We start from the raw sequence: 17,024 nt of genomic DNA, 5'->3' as shown, positions 1-17,024 counted from the left end.
AAGGTCAGTGATTAAAAATCCGCTTATTACAAAAAAAATATCAACACCAAGAAAACCACGATGGGCAAAACTGAAACCGGCATGAAAGAAGATGACCGGTAAAACAGCGATTGCTCGCAATCCATCTATTTCGGCACGATACTTCATAATCGATCTAAAACACCTCAGTGAAACTTAGCTGACAAAGCACATTTTTTCATAACAAACAACCATTCAACCAGCCGCCTTTTAACGGCTGTCGGGAAAATTCATTCACAAACACATTAGCTTATTCAAAAACTACGCAACTTTTGGAACTGCTATGAAAGGACTAAATATGGCAACAATTATCCAACAATTGCGCGATACATCCCAATTCAATAATGATATTGCCCTACCCGACGGAGTAATCAATATTGATACAGATACCGGCGATATTCGTGTGCATGACGGCATCACCCCCGGAGGCATTAAAGGCAAAGGTATATTGGCGAAAGCTATTGCCTATACCTATGCATACGCAAAACCATACAACAAAGACGTACTTGATAAATTGAATATAAATGAAGCCGGAAAGCTAACTTTCGACGACAATTCAATTGGCAACAGTGGCAGCGCATATAATTGGATTATCAATGGTGGCTTTACAATCAATCAACGTGAGGTAAAGACCCCACGCGATGTCGCTATCGGTATTTATGGCTATGACAGATGGAAAGGCCACGCAAACGGACTTGAACAGGTCGTCGAAGCACTGCCAGCCAGTCAATATACGCTCACATGGACCGGCGGAGGTAATGGGTATGTTGGAGAAACAACAGGACCTTCCCCGCTTGTTGTCGATGTGACGAGTGGTGACACCTCAATCATCGTTCCCAAAGATGCATCCAATGCTTCTTTGGTGGCAGGGGATCAAAGCAACGCCAATCCATGGCCGTATTGTCAGCGCCTTATAAATCAAGAACTATCTCTGTGCATGTATTATTTTCAAAAATACAAAGGAAACCTTATATATAATAATGACAGCAGCAGATATTTATCTGTTAAATTTTATCCACGACAAAGAACATCAGCTACGGTTTTAATAACAAATAATGAGGAAAACAATAATCCAACAGCAACATATCAAGCAAAAGATGGCGTTTTATATCAATATCAAAACAATAATATAGGATTATCAACCTGCGACTTGTCATTAGATGCGGAGTTTTAAAGATGAATGTTGAAAGTGCGAATTATTCAAATTCAGAAAAAACGAACGTCCAGGCAATCATAGATACGGAAACCGTGTTTGTGCCTGTAGATGATAACAATCGCCATTATCGAGCCATTCAGGAATGGGTGAGCCAAGGCGGTGTGATTGTCGAATATAAAGAACCAGCCCCCGTCTATCCACCTTTAACGGCCCGACAAATCCGTCTTGCACTTAACAAAATGGACATGCTCGATAAAGTGCAGCCAATGATTGACGCTCTTTCTGGAAAGGAAAAGAGCGACGCTCAAATTGAATGGGATTATGCCACAACCTTTGAACATGATAATTGGTTGGTTCAGATGATGGCCCATACCCTGGATATTCCTAAAGACGAATTTGACGATCTCTGGGTATGGGCTTCTCGACTTTAAACATTCTTAAGGCAGGCCGTATGCTAACCGGTCTGAATCATGTTTGATGATCTTTTAATTACCGCGATACGTCGAATAACCGAATGGGCTCAGCAACAACGGAATATGATAGTGCTTCAATGCTCCATCTACTTTAAAAATAACGGGCACCTCAGAAAAGAATGTTTCAGTCTGATGAGATTTAAACCAATCTTCGGTTTTAAACACAACGCGATAAACCCCCTTTTCTAAAGTTTGACCTTCTGGATAAAGGGCCGTAATGCGTCCCTGATCATTTGTCACCGCTTGATTTAACATATCCCAGCGATCACCATTTTGCTTTTCCAACGTTACTGTAACATTTGGCGATGGCAATCCATCTTGCAAATTAAGCACATGTACACTGAGCGGATTATCAGCCGCAAAGACAGGCGCAATTGTGAACGCGCTATATAGTCCAATTAAGAATACAAAAATTTTTTTCATAATGATTATCCTCGTTGAAGATCAATAAATAGTCCACTCAATATCAAAAGCAAGATAGGACAGACGACCTCATGAATTACTTTTAATATTCAAACCACAATCAATCATAGAGCCAGCTCTGCAATAACCATAAATGGCTATTCAATCCCCCCGACAAGGAGCAACCATAAACAGACCATCAATATCTCCCCGCTTATCGGGTTTTTTATGCTAGACAAGGAAAATTCATGCGACAAATAAACAAAACCGGACTTGATCTTATCAAACAGTGGGAAGGAAAGCGCCTGACTGCCTATAAGGATGTAGCCGAAATCTGGACGATTGGTTACGGACACACAGCCGCAGCCGGTGAACCAAAACCAAAGGCCGGAATGAAGATCACCGAAAAGCAAGCGACTGACATTCTCATGGCTGATCTGGGGCAATATGAACAGACCGTGGAAAATTCAGTCAAGGTTGATCTGAATGACAATCAATTCGCAGCCCTTGTTTCCTTTACCTACAATGTCGGCATCGGGGCTTTCAAAAAGTCTACACTGCTTAAAAAGCTCAATAAGGGCGATTATGAAGCCGTGCCGGCTGAATTGATGAAGTGGGTTCGTTCTGGTGGCAAGCGCGTTCAGGGGCTTGTCAATCGCCGTGCTGCTGAAGGTGGACTATGGGTCAAAGGTGAGTTTGTCTCTTCCAATTATGAAAAGCCGGAACCGAAAAAGTCCAATATCCTCAAAAGCCCTCAAGCTTTAGCCCCCTTTGCCGGTCTTCTTTCCGGTCTTGGTGGCTTTGTATCTGGAACGGGGCCAGTCCAATGGGCTTTTGCCCTTGTTATGGTTTTGGCCTGTATTTTCGGCCTTTGGCATTTTTTCATTCGTGAAAAGGAAGAGAGAGCATGACCCTCCCCTATCGTATCGGCATAATTGCCGCATTATTTGCCGCCGCCTTTATGAGCGGCTTTTTTTATGGCCGCAGCTATGAGCGCAAGGCCACGCTTGAAAGTGTGGTCAAAGCCTATCAAACCCGTGAGGAAATAGACCATGAAATTTCTGACCTTTCCCCTATTGATGCTTGCCTTGCTATTGGCGGGCTGCATGATGAATGCGCCACTCTCTTGCAGCGGATGGAAAAAACCACCCAAGGCAAATGAACCTGTCCGTATGGTTCAGGTTGAGCCAGAACTCACACGCTGGATAATTGCAACAGATCAGTTCGGTCAAAAACAGAAGTGCTGGAAATGACAGAAACTATTCATGAAATCAGTCTAGTTCTTGGCCAGCTATCGGCCAAACTCGACAATATGGTAGAAGATAATCGGAACGCGGCCAAGTCGCGGAAGGAAACACATGAATCGCTCGAACAAGTCCGGTTGCATATTGCTAGCCTTGAAAAGCGTGTCGAGAGTTTAGAAAACCGTATCAAAGCCGTTGAAGGGCCGTTGTCAAAATGGGAACAATGGCAACAGCGCGGCGTGGGTGCTGTGATGATTATAGGTGTAGTCGCTGTTCTTGTCGGTGGTTCTATTGCAACATTATGGCAGAAGATAATTAGTCTTATCACTCGATATTAAAAACACTACTCCAAGAAAATTATATTTTGATGGAACCATAAAACCTGCCGCCCGTTTATATGCAAACGGAGAAAACAATCATGGGTAGTGAAATACATTGGCTGGGAAAACTATATGCAGGCAACGAATCTTGCGGGATCAGTCTAAGAAAAACATTAGACAAAAGCTTTACTTCGTCATCACACTTGCCTTTATTAAACCTTGCAGATCATCTGGAAGATCAATCGCATATACAACATAGCCAATTTAAGGCCTCAAACCAGATCGATGATTTTATAGAATTCACACCTAGAAAACTTGCGAGAGATAATCACAACTCATCCTCCTCATTACGAATGGAGACATTTTTTCCACTCGACGGCATCCAATGGCAATGGCTTGATCAAGCCTATGTCATTGATCCTAACTATGAGTTCGATAGCTATGACATCATAAAGCAAAACCTTGACAATCTGAACGTCGCAGCAATTGTACAGATCAACCTTGAAAATCATAGCCATATTGCTGCGATTGACCCACGTGGCGCTAAAATGCTTCTCTGGACGTTACGGCAAAAGAGCAGTATTCAATCAACAGATATACAAATTGATCATCAGCAGCGCAATGCCATGCTGTCTGCCGAGATATTGAAAAACTGCGCACAATGGAGACCTTCAATTTAGTGATAGAATAAGGCCAAACTGATTTCGCGTAAGAGTTGATTTTATCGCAAAAACAATATATCATTAACCATGGACTTATGAAGAGTCCTTTTCTAGCGGAATATATCATGATGATATCACTTCCGCCGAAAGACATGGAGAAGGGCTATGAGACCGATCGATGCGACCTCTGCAACGACTGCGTCTAGTGCTGTACGTATTACAGTTCCTACTGAGTCAGCCAAATCCAACAATAAAATCATTGAACCAATTCCGATTGTAGAGCCATTACCGCACTATCCACTTTCTGCCACCGTTTCAGAAATGATCACCCGTATTAACGAGATGATTTCGGAACAACGAGAGGCGTCTGAAAAAGCCGCAAGTGAACAGCATAGTGACCAGATCAGAGATGAGATGGCAAAACTTTTTAATGCAATTACGAACAACAATAATACGGCGGACGAGGTCAATATTATAGGCTCACAAAGTAAAAATGCGGCATTGAACTCAGTTGATGCAAAACGCTTAACCGGCCAGAATGAAAATTTGGACAAGTTTTCCCAAGACAATACTGTTGATGATCATTTAGCAAAAACGATTATAACGGCTGATTTCTCGGAAGAACACGCAACTGAATCCGCTTCAATGGTGCAGATACTGAAACATGGAAAACCGGTAGAAGCTTCTGAAATAACAGATAGAGCATCTGGCCAAATTATAAAAAACAATAAGGATGACGGAAATAGAGAAGTAAATATTTCTATCCCTTCAACAACATATAAAGATGCGGATACTGGCATATCGGCCTAAGCAATATGATTAACAAAAATGCCCTTGGACACATCGTTGACCAGGGCATTTTTATATCTATACGCCACCATGAATAGCTTTACCGTAAAGAACTAAAAACCGCTTTCAATGCGCCCATAAACAAGCTGCGTAAATGAATATATCTGTCCGCCGACAAATGGCGCACTTAAAGCCAACACCACAAAAATTATGATGATTTTTGGAATAAATGTCAGAGTCATTTCCTGAATCTGGGTCAACGCCTGAAACAAGGCAATCAGAATACCAATAAACATAGCAGATAACACAGCCGGACCGCTCGCTATAAGAACGGTCCAGATTGCCGACGTTACCATTTCAATGGCATCTGTCTCATTCATGCTTTTTAAGCTTTATCCTTGTTGCCTGCAGAATCAGGCTTTTGGTTATAAATTGATACACCTGCACCAATAACGACTTCCTTGCCATTATCAAGCGTTGCTGTAATACCGTTAGTATAAATCTTGATGGATTCAACTTTTCCTTCAAGTTTGTTATCTTCGTCAACAAGATATTTTCCGACATAATCGGCAGCCTGATTAATCGGTCCATTAACCGTCATAAAGCCAAGAAGACTATCCAGTTTCTTATTTGACTGTGTCTGCTGTTCTACAGCAGAGAAACTAGCAAGCTGTGAAACGAACTCTGTAGAATCCATTGGCTTTGTTGGATCCTGATTTTTCATCTGGGCAACAAGCAAAGTAATAAAAGTCTGATAATCAGCATCAGCACCTTTTTTCTTAGAAGCCGTTGAAGCCGGATTCGCAGCATTATTGGCTGCTGTAGCCGCATTAGATGCGCTACGCGCATTACTATTTAGGCTGTCTACACTACTCATGACTTCACCTCTTTTTGAGTGGCCTCATTATCATCTTTTTCTTGAGCATTCATAATCCGTGCTTCATAATCAAAAAGACCACGAATAATCTTCAAAATATCAAAAAACCTCTCTTGCTCGGTCAAGTGAATACATTCCTTTAATCCAGCGACAATATCAGGGTCCTTGAATGTTTGAACCAAACGCCCAAGAATCTCGATAAATGTCATCAAGGCCTGTTGCGCATTATCCGGATCAATCAAAATAAGCTGGGCTGCAAAATAAAGCTGCTTGAGTGGCGTATCTGTATCTTCAACCTGAAGAACATGTGCTTCCAACAGAAAGGTTGCATCGTTCATCAGTTCAAGAGATACTTTACGATCAGTACGGATGACAGCGCCATTAAGAAACAATTTTTCATTTGGCCGCAGAGTTAAGTGCATTGTTCGCTTTGTCATTTTCCCTCCATAGGGTTAGTCGCAAGACCGTCACGAATAGATTCAGAAATCTCCACCATCACATCAAAATCAATATGCTCGCCATCATCAAGCTTTTGCACTTCTTTGATAACAAACAAACCGATAGATATTAACGATGCCTTCAATTCTTTAGGCAGCCCATTTTCAGCATGCCCCAAATCTTCAATCAATATGATCCACAGTTTTCGTGTAAAGGCAACGGCCTCAGCTGCCTCACGTGATCCCACGCCTGCCGCTTGTGCCTTACGCAACATCTTTATACAACGATCAAACAGAATGCTTTCACGCTCACGTGCGCTTACATTCCCATCTTCCATTACATCTTCGTATCGCATTTGATACATATTACTGCTCCAGACCTTCGCCTGTCCTTATTTATCTTATAAGTAATTAATCAAGCTAAGCTTCGATATACGCGCCGTCAAGTTATAGGAAATGTTCAACATATTCTCTATCGCTATCAGCCGATTACTAGCTTCTGCCGTATCAACACCGATGAGGTCATTCTTACTCTGGTTCAACACCTTCAATTGAGAATCAATTCGCTGATTGGCAACAGCCACACGATTTTCTGATGTCCCTAGAAGTGACTGTGTATCACCGATATCTTTAATAGCATTGCCCATAACTTTCACAGAGCTATCCGCAAGCGTTTGCATTGTTTTATCAGAAAGTCCAATGTCGCCAAACTCTGCCACCATAACCAAAGCCTTCATTGAATCACGAAAACCTTTGGAATTTGCCGAAACAGACACATCAACAATCTCACCATTGGGTGAAATATAGCTTTTAGCTTCTTCCGAACTGGCTTTTGAGAAGCCGGTCGTTGCATCATTCCATTTCCCATTGGCATTAGGCGGGTTTGTATCAAAGAGATTATTAAAGTCAGGACTATCCAGAAAATCCTGCATTTGCGTAGGCGTTATATCTTCAACCGCCGGACTACCATGCGCTGCAAAATAGTTATCGAACGCATCTTGCACTGCTTTACTGGCACCTGTTGAACTGCCCGGCTTATAATATTCCATTGGTGGCTGTGTCTTATTAGCACCCCCGAAAACATACTCGCCATTATATGTTGTATTCAAAGCCGATATCATCGAATCCAATGCAGAACGCGATGATTTGACAGCCGCACCCGGAACAACGTTATCGCCAATCAACTGGTTCAAATAAGCCTGTAGCGGGCCTTTTGTCGCTTCTTTATCCCCTGGATTTGCTATCAGACTTTCCATCGCCGACTGCGATGCTTTCATACGCTGGGCCACCAGATTGTTCATATTTTGCTGACTTGTCAGCAATGTAATCTGGTTATCTGTTTCCAAAAAGTGTCCCGTACGATAACCGAGCGTTAACCCCGGATCCCGCACCCGCCCCATGGTTGCCTCATAACTTGCATTGATCAGATCAGACTGGCCCTGTGCAATAATAGGCTTTTGATGATTACCGATCATATAACTTGAAACGTGATTAACGCGCATCACACACCTACCTTATCGCTGCCATCAAATCATCAAGCATTTTGCCGACAGTACTGACTATACGCGCAGTTGCCGAATATGTCTGCTCTAATTGCAACATTAACGCCATTTCATCATCATTATTGACGCCGCCACCATTTGACAGTGCTTCACCGGCACGCATTTTCTGAGTTGCTTTATATTGCGCATCGGAAACTGCACTTTTACGTGTTGTTTCCACCCATGTCTGTGAATTTTTAGTAAAATCCATAATACTCTGGTTTGTTTCCAGACCAGTGCCAGCACCAAATGTCTGCTTTTTATCAAAGCTATTGGCCAATGCCAGAAGCTCATCGCCGAACTTTTCTGGATCACCACTTTTACCAAGTTTTTCAGGATGCCCATCAAAATCTGCAGCGTTGTACTTAATACGCCCTGCAGCCCCTGTCGCAGCAGGTCCACCAGCATCCAGAAATAAGGATGCACCCAATGACGAACTGTCAAACATCTTGATAACCATAGCAGCAGTTTCATCAAGCTGCTTTTGATATTGCGGCACCAGATCATCACGTACCTTCAAGGCACCACCCAGTTTACCACTACCATACGGGTCTTTAAATGATGAATGTCCAAGCGGCACACCATCAATCAAAACCATATTGCCCTGTGTTCCCGAAGGTAAAGCCGAGCTGCGCTCAAAAGTCAGTTTACGCGGTGCCTTATCATAAAGAGTAGAACCATCCAGACCGTAAATCGACATGCTTCCATCATCATGATTAACAGTCGTAATACCGATTTCTTCCGACAATTCTTTTAAAATACCATCGCGCTGGTCCTGATAGGCAAAAGAATCTTTGCCTGTCCGCTCGGCATCAAATATCTGTTTGCCGACATCATCAAATTGCTGCAATAAACTATTAATATGATCAACCGAATTTTTAATATCGGCATCCGAGTCATTGCGAATTTTTTCAAGCTGACGGCTGCCTTCATTCAAGGCCGTCGATAAATCTTTAGCCTGGCTTAAAGCTGCCCCACCTGCTGCCGCCGATGATGTGCTATTGGCATATTCACGGATAGCCTTTTGAAACTCGACCAAAATTTTGTTGGGAGACTGGGCATAATCATCCGTCCCATATACAGAAGCTACACGATCCATGCCATTGGCGATCACATCTGATGATGTTGCTTGACTATTTTTCAGCGTATAGTTTTCCATCAAACGTGTATTATCTTCACGCCGCACAACCGCATAAACAGATCCGTGGGGACCGCTCTGCGTATATGTTACGCGACGTGTATAATTAGGATCATTGGCGCCAGCGATGTTCTGCGAGACATAATTCATCTGTCCCGTCGTCGTCTTTAATGAGTTTCTGGCTGTAGCCAGTGCCGAACCGAGCGCCATCGCTTTAATCCCTCGTTCTTTCTACTCTATTACCGCTTCAGATTAACAAGCACATCCATGACTTCAGAACCCGTCTGAAAGACTTTGGAGTTTGCTGAATAGTTACGTTGCGCCTCAATCATATCGGTCAGCTCATCGCCTATATCGGCATTCGATTCTTCCAGCGTCCCTTCAAAGAGATTGCCAAAAACACCTGTACCGGCAGTTCCTTTAATATAGCTGCCTGAATCGGCATTATATTGGAACACAGTGCCACTGAGCACAGAAAGACTATTGGGCGACGTCACTGTTGCAAGACCAACATAGACCGGATCACCATTATCATTTTTCAGCTGACGGGTCTGACCATTGGAGTAATTGATCATAACCTCACCCTTCTCACTGAAGCGGAAAGAATCATAAAAGCCTGAAGGGTAACCATCATTTTTAATACCAAAACTGAAATTCTCACCCCATTGAGTTACTTTGGCCTTACCATCAGGCGCCTTACCGAAATCGACATTAACCGGCTTGCCATCTGGTGGCGCTGGAAAACGGCTCGGTGCAAATGTGTGCATATCCAATGCTATGGCAGGTGGATTAACAGCACTACCCTTGGAATCAAAAGTTAGTTGTGCCGGATTCGAACCTGTCGAGGTCGGCAACTTCTGGGGTGGTGTGCTACTATCATAATAATGGACATCCCATTTATTATCAGCCGTTTTTACAAAATAGATATCGACATTGAATTTATTACCTTGCGCATCATAAATTGTTGTCGACTTTTTCTGATTATAACTGGCGCTTTTAGTTGGATCAAAAGGAATCGCAACGCCTGAATCATCTTTAGGAACTTTTGCATTCGGATCCAGATTCATCGTCATTGACAATTCCGTTGATGCCTGCGGTTCAAAATAGTCCGTATCCTTGACCGCCGGATCCAAACGGATCGGCTCATCATTGTCATCAAGCAGATAATACCCCTGAGCATTACGCATATAGCCATCGCCATCACGCTCAAAAGAGCCGGCACGGGTCAATAATGGATATTGTCCTTGTGGTGAACTTGCATTCTCGGCAACACGGAAAAATCCATTGCCATTGATCATAATATCACCCGGTCGCGCTGTATTACGCGCCGCACCACTGACTGCAATATCATGACGCACATGGCTATTGACACTTCCAGATTGATAAGCATTACGCGTATAGGGAACAACAAGCGTTGAAAACTGAACGTCCGTACGCTTGTAACCAACAGTACTAGAGTTTGCGACGTTATCCGCTACGGATGAAAGTCGGTTGGCCTGCGCGTTCATGCCGGAAACACCGGTGCGCATCATGCTGTAAATACCCATTGTTTTCTCCTTATAATGAGAACCATGGTGGCACATTACTGTGCTTTCCTTGCGCGAAGCTGTCTTATAGTCAGCTTTTGTTTACCAATATAATTTTTTTATAAGATAGACACCAACACACCGGTTTTAATACCGAAGTCTAAAATAAGGGCATAAAAAAACCCGCTTAAAAGCGGGCTTTGTTTCGTGTTTATAATACTCAGCTTTCCAGATTCAAGCTATATCCAAGAAAACGCTTGCAATCAATCACATCAAAGCCAAGCTGAATTTTAAGCTTCTTACGCAGCTTGCTGATATGGCTTTCAACAACATTTTCCTCAACTTCGGCATCAAATACACCGTAAATAGCATTGAAAATCTGCGTTTTATTTACACGGCGTCCAACATTGGCCATCAGATATTCAAGAATACGGCGCTCACGACGCGGCAATACAAAATCAACACCATTGATCTTAGGATCACGACCGTCATTAAATACAGCTATTGGACCAACTTCAATTGCTGCTTCTGCAGGACGTACATCACCGCCCATACGACGACGGATCGCTGCAACACGAGCGAGGATTTCACGCACATGTATAGGCTTGCGCAAAACATCATCAATACCAGCCTGAAATAATTCCAGTGTCTGTTCAAGAGAATTGGTGTCCGATACAGCCAGCACCGGCGCATCAGAATATTCACGAATCTTTTTAGGCAGCTCAATACGACCGGAAAAATCTCCAAGCATAAATGCTTCAACAGCATTCAGATCAGTTTTCTCAGCTGTTTCGACCCAATCATTAAAATCATCATACGTCAAACCCGACGCAGAAATACCTTCACGCGCAAAAAGAGCCGTGTAGCCGTCTGTTACTAATTTTCGCTCATCAACAATGACAATCATGAGCCCTCACAAAATACGCGTTTCAAGAGGAACTATTCCTCTACTTCTTCGTTAAGATATATTTAACTCAGAGAAACACAAGTTTTTTTTGCCCCAAAGACAATGCCATACCAGCAAAAAAACAACTGTAGGTTGATTAAATTTATCAATCCATATTGCACGCCCCATAAAAGGGTCAAAAAATAAATTATTTTTAACAAATAAAATCAAATAGATAATTGAAATTAACCAGTTTTTTTTACCATAGAAAGAATAAGTACCACTATTTCTCTCCTTTGCAAAATTCTTGGGACTCTTTTGTCCATTTTCCAAAACCTGTTGCAATCATGTTACGCATTACACGGCATACATAACGTTTTTGTGCCGGATTATTGTTGGGTCCTGCATGATAACGGGCAACAGCCAATGTCCAGTTGCCTTCCTTTTTATAAAGATCTTTTAAAAAACGCGCGGCATAATCGACATTGATGGATGGCGTAAACATAGCAGCGACAGAACGGAATTTTTCACCATGATAATAATGGTTGATCTGCATACATCCGACATCAATCAATTTGCTCCCCCGCTTTTTAGCCTCATTAAAAAATCGTATACCTTCAGCCTGAGAGCGTGCAAATACTGCTTTACCATCAATATTAAGCGCATAAGGCTGGAGTGATTCTTTATGACCTGTCTCCGTCAGACCAACAGCATAAAGAATCCCAATCGGCACACCATAACGCCTGGAAGCGGCTTCCATCTCACCCTCGCACGCATTGCGCCCAAAGGCCAGACTTAGCGTCAATGCGTTAAACAACAAGACGGCGAGGATCGCGATACGCATTTTGTTTTTCATCTACCTGTATAGCCGGTTTGCCGCTTAACGCGCTATCAAATCCTGCTTGTGCTGCCGAACTATTCTGACGCCCCTGTCCTTGCTGTCCCGTTTGGGCACCGAATTGTTGACCTGATTGTTCTTGCCCACCAAAACTTTGATTATTGGCGCCCTGTCCTGCTGATGAATTCTGAACCGACTGGATAGAACCACTACGATCAACAATAGAGATAGAAAGGCGACCATCATCATTGTTGAAGCCTGCCTTTTCAATTGTCTTAGTAAGCATATGATGATCAGCTGCCAAAAGACGTGCTGTATCAATACGTTCGGCTCTTAATTCGATTTGTAATCCGTTATGTGTCAAACGCATACGGGCATCCACAGAACCCAAATCCTCAGGGTTCAGTTTAATATGCAAAACCTTGAGATCCCCGACCTGCTTGTTCTGGGTCACTTCAACATCTGTGATCCTTGATAATTGAGTGGCTTTATCTGTAACCGCCTTAAGATCAATCTTATCGCCTACTTCTAAAGGCTTATTGATCACACCCGTTTTATCGACCGCACCCGTATTACCATCAAACTTCATAGCTAACGCTTCGCGAACTTTATCCGCTGGCGACTGACGAATACCACGTCCACTTTTTGAAACACCATCACTGCTTTCTACAGCTTCCGATAATAATTTACCCGATGAAACCGGCTTTTCAGAATCTTTTCGGGTATCGTCGGCGCCTGCTTTTATAGATATCTTTTCTTCTTTTTTATCAATTTTGGCTTCTTTGCTGGACAATTTAGCTGCCATCAGTTTTTCAGTTGCAGCATCCTTATCCGATACCGTTTTTTCCTTGGCATCATTAATCTGCTGCATCAAAGATGACATGGTTGCCACGGCATTATTATCCTGCTGCGCCTTTTCATCTTTCGAATCTGTCGACTGCTCATCATGCTTATCTTGTGCCTTTTGTTGACGTTCCTCAACTTTTGCACCATCCGCATTTTGCTTCTGGGCGCCATCATTTTTGACCATAGTTTCAAAACTATTATTTTGGTCCGACGCAGATGCTTTATCTTGTGCATCACGAGAGACTGGGCGTGGCGCCGAATTCGAAATGTGTTCAACAGCACTCATCATTTTTTGCCCCCTAAAAGCTGATCTATTTCTAGAACCTTTTGTTGTGTCTTTTTGACATAGTCATCTATTTCCTGACTGCTTTTCTGCATCGACCCGCGATTATAAGTGACCTTACCCGGCGTTGGCAGATTAGCTGGAATCGCTTCCGCGCCATCCTCAAGCTGATTAATCGGTATACCAACAGACTCAACCGACGTGGCCGATTTTACTTTAGCATCGCTATGCGCTACCTCTTGCGGTATATCTTCCGGTTGCAATACAACACCGTGCGCGACAGCCTGTGCTGCCTCTAACAAAGGACGATCCTTCGCCTGCAGTTTTGCAGGATCAATTGACAACAATATTCTTGCTGCATCACCCGCTGCTGTCGAACCTACAGCACTAGCCGCATAATAAAATCTTGCCTGGCTCGTGTCATGATGCAGTTCTTCTGCCAAATTCAATGCTTTTTCAGCACCAAAATGCGCACGCGCCATACGCGCATCAATCAATGCACCACGTGTAACACGCAGCAAAACAACATACTGAATTGTTATCGGTGCATAATCTATAAGCTGTATAAGCTGATCATCATTGAGATTACGATCAATACGCGGAAGTGTTTCAATAAACTCACGCCAGAATTCTGAAGCATAAGGCGACTTGGAAAAACGCGTTGTATAATTGCGTGTCAACAATTTAATTTTCGGAATATCTCCTACCATTGTCGCGACCTTGACCTGACGGCGTATTGCGGCCTCTTCAAACAAGGAACCCGGTGCCATCAATCGGACACGATCAAGGCGATCCATAGCCAAAGCAGGGTCTTCCTCAGATAGATCGACAACTGTACTAAGATAAATCGATAAGATAAGTGCTGCCGGAATATCAGCATTTTCTGGTGGCGGCGAAGCAAAAGCCTTCATAAAAGCACCCTTTTTATGGTGCATATAGGCAAGTGTTCCCTTAACAAGATTATCCGAGATCACCCCTTCCGGGCGCTGTTTCAAAATAGTCTCGACGACTTGTGGGTTGCCACCATTAAAAAGATAGGTAATGACAGCATAAAGATTATCGGCATTTTCCCAAACTGATGGATCAAGTGCAATCAGCTTATTACCAATATTATTAAGCACATGGGCCTGCATCTGCTGTGCGCCTGGCTGTCCTATAGCAATATCATCCTGCAAACTTTGCAAAGACCTGACAAGACGAACTGGTTCAAGCGCAGCGAGCATCGTTTGAGCGTGGACACTCGGCACAACGGCACACCCCGATAAAAATCCCGACAAAAGAAAGCGCTTGATCAAACTATTCATTATGCTTCCCCTCGGGTTTCAACTTAATGAAAATACCGATTCGACGATTTTCTGCTGCAAAGGGATTAGCCGGATTTTTCAGATCACGATCAGCATGGCCTTCCACCTTGACAATGCGCTTTTCATCCAATCCTCCGCGCACCAACATATAATAAGCCATTTGAGCGCGAGCCGTAGACAATTGCCAGTTATCATAATTTGCTTTTTTAAACGGACGCGCGTCCGTATAACCAGAAATAGTAATGTCACCTGAACGTTTTTTAAGAATTTCACCAACACCCTGTAAAAGATTGACAATTTCCTTATCGGGCTTTGCAGAGCCAATTGAAAACATGCCGTAATTCATCTGATCTGTCAGTTCAATCGTGACACCACCGTCCTGCGGCACAATCCTGACCGCTGGTTGGCTGCCATTGCCCTGCGTTTGTATCAATGTTTCAACATCTTTAGCCAGATCGCGAATCTGCTTATCCAGTGCAGCATTATTAGCAGCTTCTTCCGGTGTCTGTTCCACCATAGCCTGCCCACCAGCACCGGCATGCTGATCGCCTGCTTTTTCTTCCCCGGCTTTTTTATCACCTACAGATTCCGCACCTGTATTCTGATTTTGCCCATCCTGCATAGCCTGTTGAATTGCCTTTTCCTCAGAGGCTTGCATCGCCGGTCCCTGCCCACCGGCAATCGTCGGCGTTGTTCCATCTTCTGACTTTGACAATTGTGGTGGTCCAAGCGGTTTATCACCTGTCTGCTGTGCATTTAATGCTAATTCTTCTGTTTTTGTTTTATCAGACTGAGTTGGTGAAACCTGTTGTGGATTTTCGGCCACCTGAACCCGAGGGCCATTAGTCGTATTCTCTTGCGCTCCTGCCCCACTGCCACCACCTGAGCTTTGTTCGGCAAGCTCAACAGAAGCGGCATCATCTACCGGCGCATTCTTGCTCCAATAATCAGGCGAAAAAGGATCACGATAGGCAGTACCTTCACTCGCCCCTTTCTGACTACCACCTTCCGATGCACCTCCCTCGCCTTGCAATTGGAATTTTGTATCTGGGTTTTCCTCAGCCGCAATCTCGTCGAGTGCTTCATAAGGCTCACTCATCATCTTGGCTTCTTCTTCCTTGCTCGGCGTCTCCTCCGAAGCCGCAGAAGTTTTGGTATGCTCTTTATCGTCAGCTTTACTCGAAGTCTGCACATCAGCATTGCCGGCTTCCGTATTTTCCTGAATACCACGCGGATTGGTACGACGATCGACCAGCTTAATCGGATTAAAATAACTCGCCACCGCGGCCTTTGTTTCTTCATTGGCCGCATTAATCAGCCACATCACCAAAAAGAAGGCCATCATTGCAGTCATAAAATCGGCATAGGCAATTTTCCAGGCACCACCATGATGGCCGCCATGCCCTTCCCCGCCACGGCGAACGATAATGATTTCTTCGTGTTTTGTTTCAGGATCAGTCGATGTCATCGAACAAGCTCCTTCAACTCTGCCATTAGCGGCTCAAGCCGCGTTGCAATAACCTGATCACCTAAACGAAGACGGATATCGCCATCCTCATTTTCTATATAGGTATATTTCATTGCATTAAAACCGGGCACTTTTTTCAAAGCAGCAATCAAAACGGCATTGCCTTCTATTACCAAAGGCGTTCCAGCTGTTATCGCTGTCTGTGCCAGTTTTTTCGCAAACCCATCAACGGCTTCCTTGGTCAGTCTTTCGCTAATAAAGCCTTGCAAAACTGTTGCTACTTCCAATGACAGACTTTGCGCAATCTGCTCTAGAGCGCTTTTGAGTTGTTCATCCAGATGGGCAGCAAGTTCATTGATCGTCTGTTCTCTAATTTCCTCAAGCGCTTGTACATGGGCACTTTCAAGTGCTGCCTTTTCCGCATCAAACTTTGCCTGCATTTCAACGCGGGTCTGCTCAGCAGCCTGCGCAGCTGCTTCTGAACGAATGGCATCAAGATCAGGCGGTGGCGCTGCCGCTTTCATCGGCTGGCCGCTACTCAGTTCTTCCATCGTTTCATTGGCAACACCATCAGCCGCTGCAATGGCATCAAATTCATCTGCATCAGCCAACACACCCTCAGGGGCAGATTCCTCAACAACAGGAGGCGCATCAAATGCAACATCAGGCCCCGCTGGAAAAAGCTCTATCGCCTCATCGGGAACACGCTTGGGTCTGAAGTCCGACAGGAAGTTTGACAAAACTGCCTGCCCGCCTTCAATTTTGTGTCCTTTATCCATGGTTCCCAAGCTTTCCATCGGCATTATCTACTCTATC

General features: G+C 43.8%; 21 protein-coding genes and 1 pseudogene. 7 read left to right on the top strand and 15 right to left on the bottom strand.

Translation table 11 applies throughout. The annotated features are described in order from the left end of the window. Window positions 1-147: pseudogene (locus ACYZ97_RS01365) on the bottom strand (acyltransferase family protein); the annotation flags it as partial. Window positions 148-316: 169 nt separating this feature from the next. On the opposite strand from ACYZ97_RS01365, the gene ACYZ97_RS01360 reads away from it, so the two are divergent. Continuing rightward, on the top strand, window positions 317-1,192 hold the full coding sequence (locus ACYZ97_RS01360; protein WP_473299664.1) for a hypothetical protein: 876 nt from the start codon (window positions 317-319) through the stop codon (window positions 1,190-1,192). 2 nt (window positions 1,193-1,194) lie between these two features. Continuing rightward, on the top strand, window positions 1,195-1,605 hold the full coding sequence (locus ACYZ97_RS01355; RefSeq protein WP_473299662.1) for a hypothetical protein: 411 nt from the start codon (window positions 1,195-1,197) through the stop codon (window positions 1,603-1,605). A 54-nt stretch (window positions 1,606-1,659) separates the two neighbouring features. Here the strand turns inward: ACYZ97_RS01355 and uraH are convergent, their stop codons facing one another. Next, window positions 1,660-2,070, bottom strand: coding sequence for a hydroxyisourate hydrolase (gene uraH / locus ACYZ97_RS01350; protein WP_473299660.1), 411 nt, complete (start codon window positions 2,068-2,070; stop codon window positions 1,660-1,662). Window positions 2,071-2,297: 227 nt separating this feature from the next. Here uraH and ACYZ97_RS01345 point away from each other — a divergent pair, with 227 nt between their 5' ends. From ACYZ97_RS01345 to ACYZ97_RS01325, 5 genes are all read left to right on the top strand, one after another. Beyond that, on the top strand, window positions 2,298-2,960 hold the full coding sequence (locus ACYZ97_RS01345; protein ID WP_473299658.1) for a lysozyme: 663 nt from the start codon (window positions 2,298-2,300) through the stop codon (window positions 2,958-2,960). Then, complete coding sequence (locus tag ACYZ97_RS01340; protein ID WP_473299657.1) at window positions 2,957-3,211, top strand: hypothetical protein; 255 nt, start codon at window positions 2,957-2,959, stop codon at window positions 3,209-3,211. Before ACYZ97_RS01345 ends, ACYZ97_RS01340 begins: the two co-directional genes overlap by 4 nt. Before the next feature lie 87 nt (window positions 3,212-3,298). Continuing rightward, window positions 3,299-3,631: a hypothetical protein gene (locus ACYZ97_RS01335; protein WP_473299655.1), complete on the top strand. Its 333-nt coding sequence runs from the start codon at window positions 3,299-3,301 to the stop codon at window positions 3,629-3,631. A gap of 80 nt (window positions 3,632-3,711) precedes the next feature. After that, window positions 3,712-4,293, top strand: a complete 582-nt coding sequence (locus ACYZ97_RS01330) for a Ku protein (RefSeq protein WP_473299653.1) — start codon at window positions 3,712-3,714, stop codon at window positions 4,291-4,293. 147 nt (window positions 4,294-4,440) lie between these two features. After that, window positions 4,441-5,085, top strand: a complete 645-nt coding sequence (locus tag ACYZ97_RS01325) for a hypothetical protein (RefSeq protein WP_473299652.1) — start codon at window positions 4,441-4,443, stop codon at window positions 5,083-5,085. 92 nt (window positions 5,086-5,177) lie between these two features. On the opposite strand, the gene fliQ is transcribed toward ACYZ97_RS01325, so the two are convergent. The 13 genes from fliQ to ACYZ97_RS01260 all read right to left on the bottom strand — a co-directional run bounded on the left by fliQ (window position 5,178) and on the right by ACYZ97_RS01260 (window position 17,011). Beyond that, window positions 5,178-5,444 carry a flagellar biosynthesis protein FliQ gene (fliQ, locus tag ACYZ97_RS01320; protein WP_473299651.1) on the bottom strand — a complete coding sequence of 89 codons (267 nt, stop codon included), beginning with the start codon at window positions 5,442-5,444 and terminating at the stop codon, window positions 5,178-5,180. Window positions 5,445-5,449: 5 nt separating this feature from the next. Continuing rightward, on the bottom strand, window positions 5,450-5,941 hold the full coding sequence (flgD, locus tag ACYZ97_RS01315; protein ID WP_473299649.1) for a flagellar hook assembly protein FlgD: 492 nt from the start codon (window positions 5,939-5,941) through the stop codon (window positions 5,450-5,452). Continuing rightward, entirely contained in the window at window positions 5,938-6,378 is a 441-nt protein-coding gene (flbT, locus tag ACYZ97_RS01310) for a flagellar biosynthesis repressor FlbT (protein WP_473299648.1), read from the bottom strand. The genes flgD and flbT overlap by 4 nt, the downstream gene beginning before the upstream one ends. Further along, on the bottom strand, window positions 6,375-6,743 hold the full coding sequence (gene flaF, locus ACYZ97_RS01305; protein WP_473299646.1) for a flagellar biosynthesis regulator FlaF: 369 nt from the start codon (window positions 6,741-6,743) through the stop codon (window positions 6,375-6,377). Before flaF ends, flbT begins: the two co-directional genes overlap by 4 nt. Window positions 6,744-6,779: 36 nt before the next feature. After that, window positions 6,780-7,880 carry a flagellar hook-associated family protein gene (locus tag ACYZ97_RS01300; RefSeq protein WP_473299644.1) on the bottom strand — a complete coding sequence of 367 codons (1,101 nt, stop codon included), beginning with the start codon at window positions 7,878-7,880 and terminating at the stop codon, window positions 6,780-6,782. A gap of 7 nt (window positions 7,881-7,887) precedes the next feature. Then, window positions 7,888-9,267, bottom strand: coding sequence for a flagellar hook-associated protein FlgK (gene flgK, locus ACYZ97_RS01295; RefSeq protein WP_473299642.1), 1,380 nt, complete (start codon window positions 9,265-9,267; stop codon window positions 7,888-7,890). A gap of 29 nt (window positions 9,268-9,296) precedes the next feature. Then, entirely contained in the window at window positions 9,297-10,604 is a 1,308-nt protein-coding gene (locus ACYZ97_RS01290) for a flagellar hook protein FlgE (RefSeq protein ID WP_473299640.1), read from the bottom strand. A 199-nt stretch (window positions 10,605-10,803) separates the two neighbouring features. Further along, window positions 10,804-11,490 (bottom strand): response regulator transcription factor, encoded by a 687-nt coding sequence (locus ACYZ97_RS01285; RefSeq protein ID WP_473299638.1) that lies wholly within the window; start codon window positions 11,488-11,490, stop codon window positions 10,804-10,806. Between the two features lie 262 nt (window positions 11,491-11,752). After that, window positions 11,753-12,313, bottom strand: a complete 561-nt coding sequence (locus ACYZ97_RS01280; RefSeq protein ID WP_473299636.1) for a lytic transglycosylase domain-containing protein — start codon at window positions 12,311-12,313, stop codon at window positions 11,753-11,755. Further along, window positions 12,279-13,442, bottom strand: coding sequence for a flagellar hook-length control protein FliK (fliK, locus tag ACYZ97_RS01275; protein ID WP_473299635.1), 1,164 nt, complete (start codon window positions 13,440-13,442; stop codon window positions 12,279-12,281). Before fliK ends, ACYZ97_RS01280 begins: the two co-directional genes overlap by 35 nt. Further along, window positions 13,439-14,740 (bottom strand): chemotaxis protein, encoded by a 1,302-nt coding sequence (locus ACYZ97_RS01270; protein ID WP_473299633.1) that lies wholly within the window; start codon window positions 14,738-14,740, stop codon window positions 13,439-13,441. Before ACYZ97_RS01270 ends, fliK begins: the two co-directional genes overlap by 4 nt. Next, entirely contained in the window at window positions 14,733-16,208 is a 1,476-nt protein-coding gene (locus ACYZ97_RS01265; protein WP_473299631.1) for a MotB family protein, read from the bottom strand. Before ACYZ97_RS01265 ends, ACYZ97_RS01270 begins: the two co-directional genes overlap by 8 nt. Beyond that, window positions 16,205-17,011 carry a hypothetical protein gene (locus tag ACYZ97_RS01260; protein WP_473299629.1) on the bottom strand — a complete coding sequence of 269 codons (807 nt, stop codon included), beginning with the start codon at window positions 17,009-17,011 and terminating at the stop codon, window positions 16,205-16,207. Before ACYZ97_RS01260 ends, ACYZ97_RS01265 begins: the two co-directional genes overlap by 4 nt. Window positions 17,012-17,024 lie beyond the last annotated feature (13 nt).

The organism is Bartonella sp. bp_1 (genome assembly GCF_055808085.1).
The sequence above is the reverse complement of the archived record's forward strand: the minus strand, read 5'-3'. Positions and strand labels throughout refer to the sequence as shown.

What these genes read in the sequence shown, in the direction of transcription:
- ACYZ97_RS01360 (WP_473299664.1), top strand. Translation starts at nt 317, where the DNA reads ATGGCAACAATTATCCAACAATTGCGCGATACATCCCAATTCAATAAT.
- ACYZ97_RS01325 (WP_473299652.1), top strand. Translation starts at nt 4,441, where the DNA reads ATGAGACCGATCGATGCGACCTCTGCAACGACTGCGTCTAGTGCTGTA.
- fliQ (WP_473299651.1), bottom strand. Translation starts at nt 5,444, where the DNA reads ATGAATGAGACAGATGCCATTGAAATGGTAACGTCGGCAATCTGGACC.
- ACYZ97_RS01260 (WP_473299629.1), bottom strand. Translation starts at nt 17,011, where the DNA reads ATGCCGATGGAAAGCTTGGGAACCATGGATAAAGGACACAAAATTGAA.
- ACYZ97_RS01300 (WP_473299644.1), bottom strand. Translation starts at nt 7,880, where the DNA reads ATGCGCGTTAATCACGTTTCAAGTTATATGATCGGTAATCATCAAAAG.
- ACYZ97_RS01270 (WP_473299633.1), bottom strand. Translation starts at nt 14,740, where the DNA reads ATGAATAGTTTGATCAAGCGCTTTCTTTTGTCGGGATTTTTATCGGGG.
- flgK (WP_473299642.1), bottom strand. Translation starts at nt 9,267, where the DNA reads ATGGCGCTCGGTTCGGCACTGGCTACAGCCAGAAACTCATTAAAGACG.
- ACYZ97_RS01290 (WP_473299640.1), bottom strand. Translation starts at nt 10,604, where the DNA reads ATGGGTATTTACAGCATGATGCGCACCGGTGTTTCCGGCATGAACGCG.
- ACYZ97_RS01330 (WP_473299653.1), top strand. Translation starts at nt 3,712, where the DNA reads ATGGGTAGTGAAATACATTGGCTGGGAAAACTATATGCAGGCAACGAA.
- ACYZ97_RS01280 (WP_473299636.1), bottom strand. Translation starts at nt 12,313, where the DNA reads ATGCGTATCGCGATCCTCGCCGTCTTGTTGTTTAACGCATTGACGCTA.
- ACYZ97_RS01345 (WP_473299658.1), top strand. Translation starts at nt 2,298, where the DNA reads ATGCGACAAATAAACAAAACCGGACTTGATCTTATCAAACAGTGGGAA.
- ACYZ97_RS01355 (WP_473299662.1), top strand. Translation starts at nt 1,195, where the DNA reads ATGAATGTTGAAAGTGCGAATTATTCAAATTCAGAAAAAACGAACGTC.
- flgD (WP_473299649.1), bottom strand. Translation starts at nt 5,941, where the DNA reads ATGAGTAGTGTAGACAGCCTAAATAGTAATGCGCGTAGCGCATCTAAT.
- ACYZ97_RS01285 (WP_473299638.1), bottom strand. Translation starts at nt 11,490, where the DNA reads ATGATTGTCATTGTTGATGAGCGAAAATTAGTAACAGACGGCTACACG.
- uraH (WP_473299660.1), bottom strand. Translation starts at nt 2,070, where the DNA reads ATGAAAAAAATTTTTGTATTCTTAATTGGACTATATAGCGCGTTCACA.
- flaF (WP_473299646.1), bottom strand. Translation starts at nt 6,743, where the DNA reads ATGTATCAAATGCGATACGAAGATGTAATGGAAGATGGGAATGTAAGC.
- flbT (WP_473299648.1), bottom strand. Translation starts at nt 6,378, where the DNA reads ATGACAAAGCGAACAATGCACTTAACTCTGCGGCCAAATGAAAAATTG.
- fliK (WP_473299635.1), bottom strand. Translation starts at nt 13,442, where the DNA reads ATGATGAGTGCTGTTGAACACATTTCGAATTCGGCGCCACGCCCAGTC.
- ACYZ97_RS01265 (WP_473299631.1), bottom strand. Translation starts at nt 16,208, where the DNA reads ATGACATCGACTGATCCTGAAACAAAACACGAAGAAATCATTATCGTT.
- ACYZ97_RS01335 (WP_473299655.1), top strand. Translation starts at nt 3,299, where the DNA reads ATGACAGAAACTATTCATGAAATCAGTCTAGTTCTTGGCCAGCTATCG.
- ACYZ97_RS01340 (WP_473299657.1), top strand. Translation starts at nt 2,957, where the DNA reads ATGACCCTCCCCTATCGTATCGGCATAATTGCCGCATTATTTGCCGCC.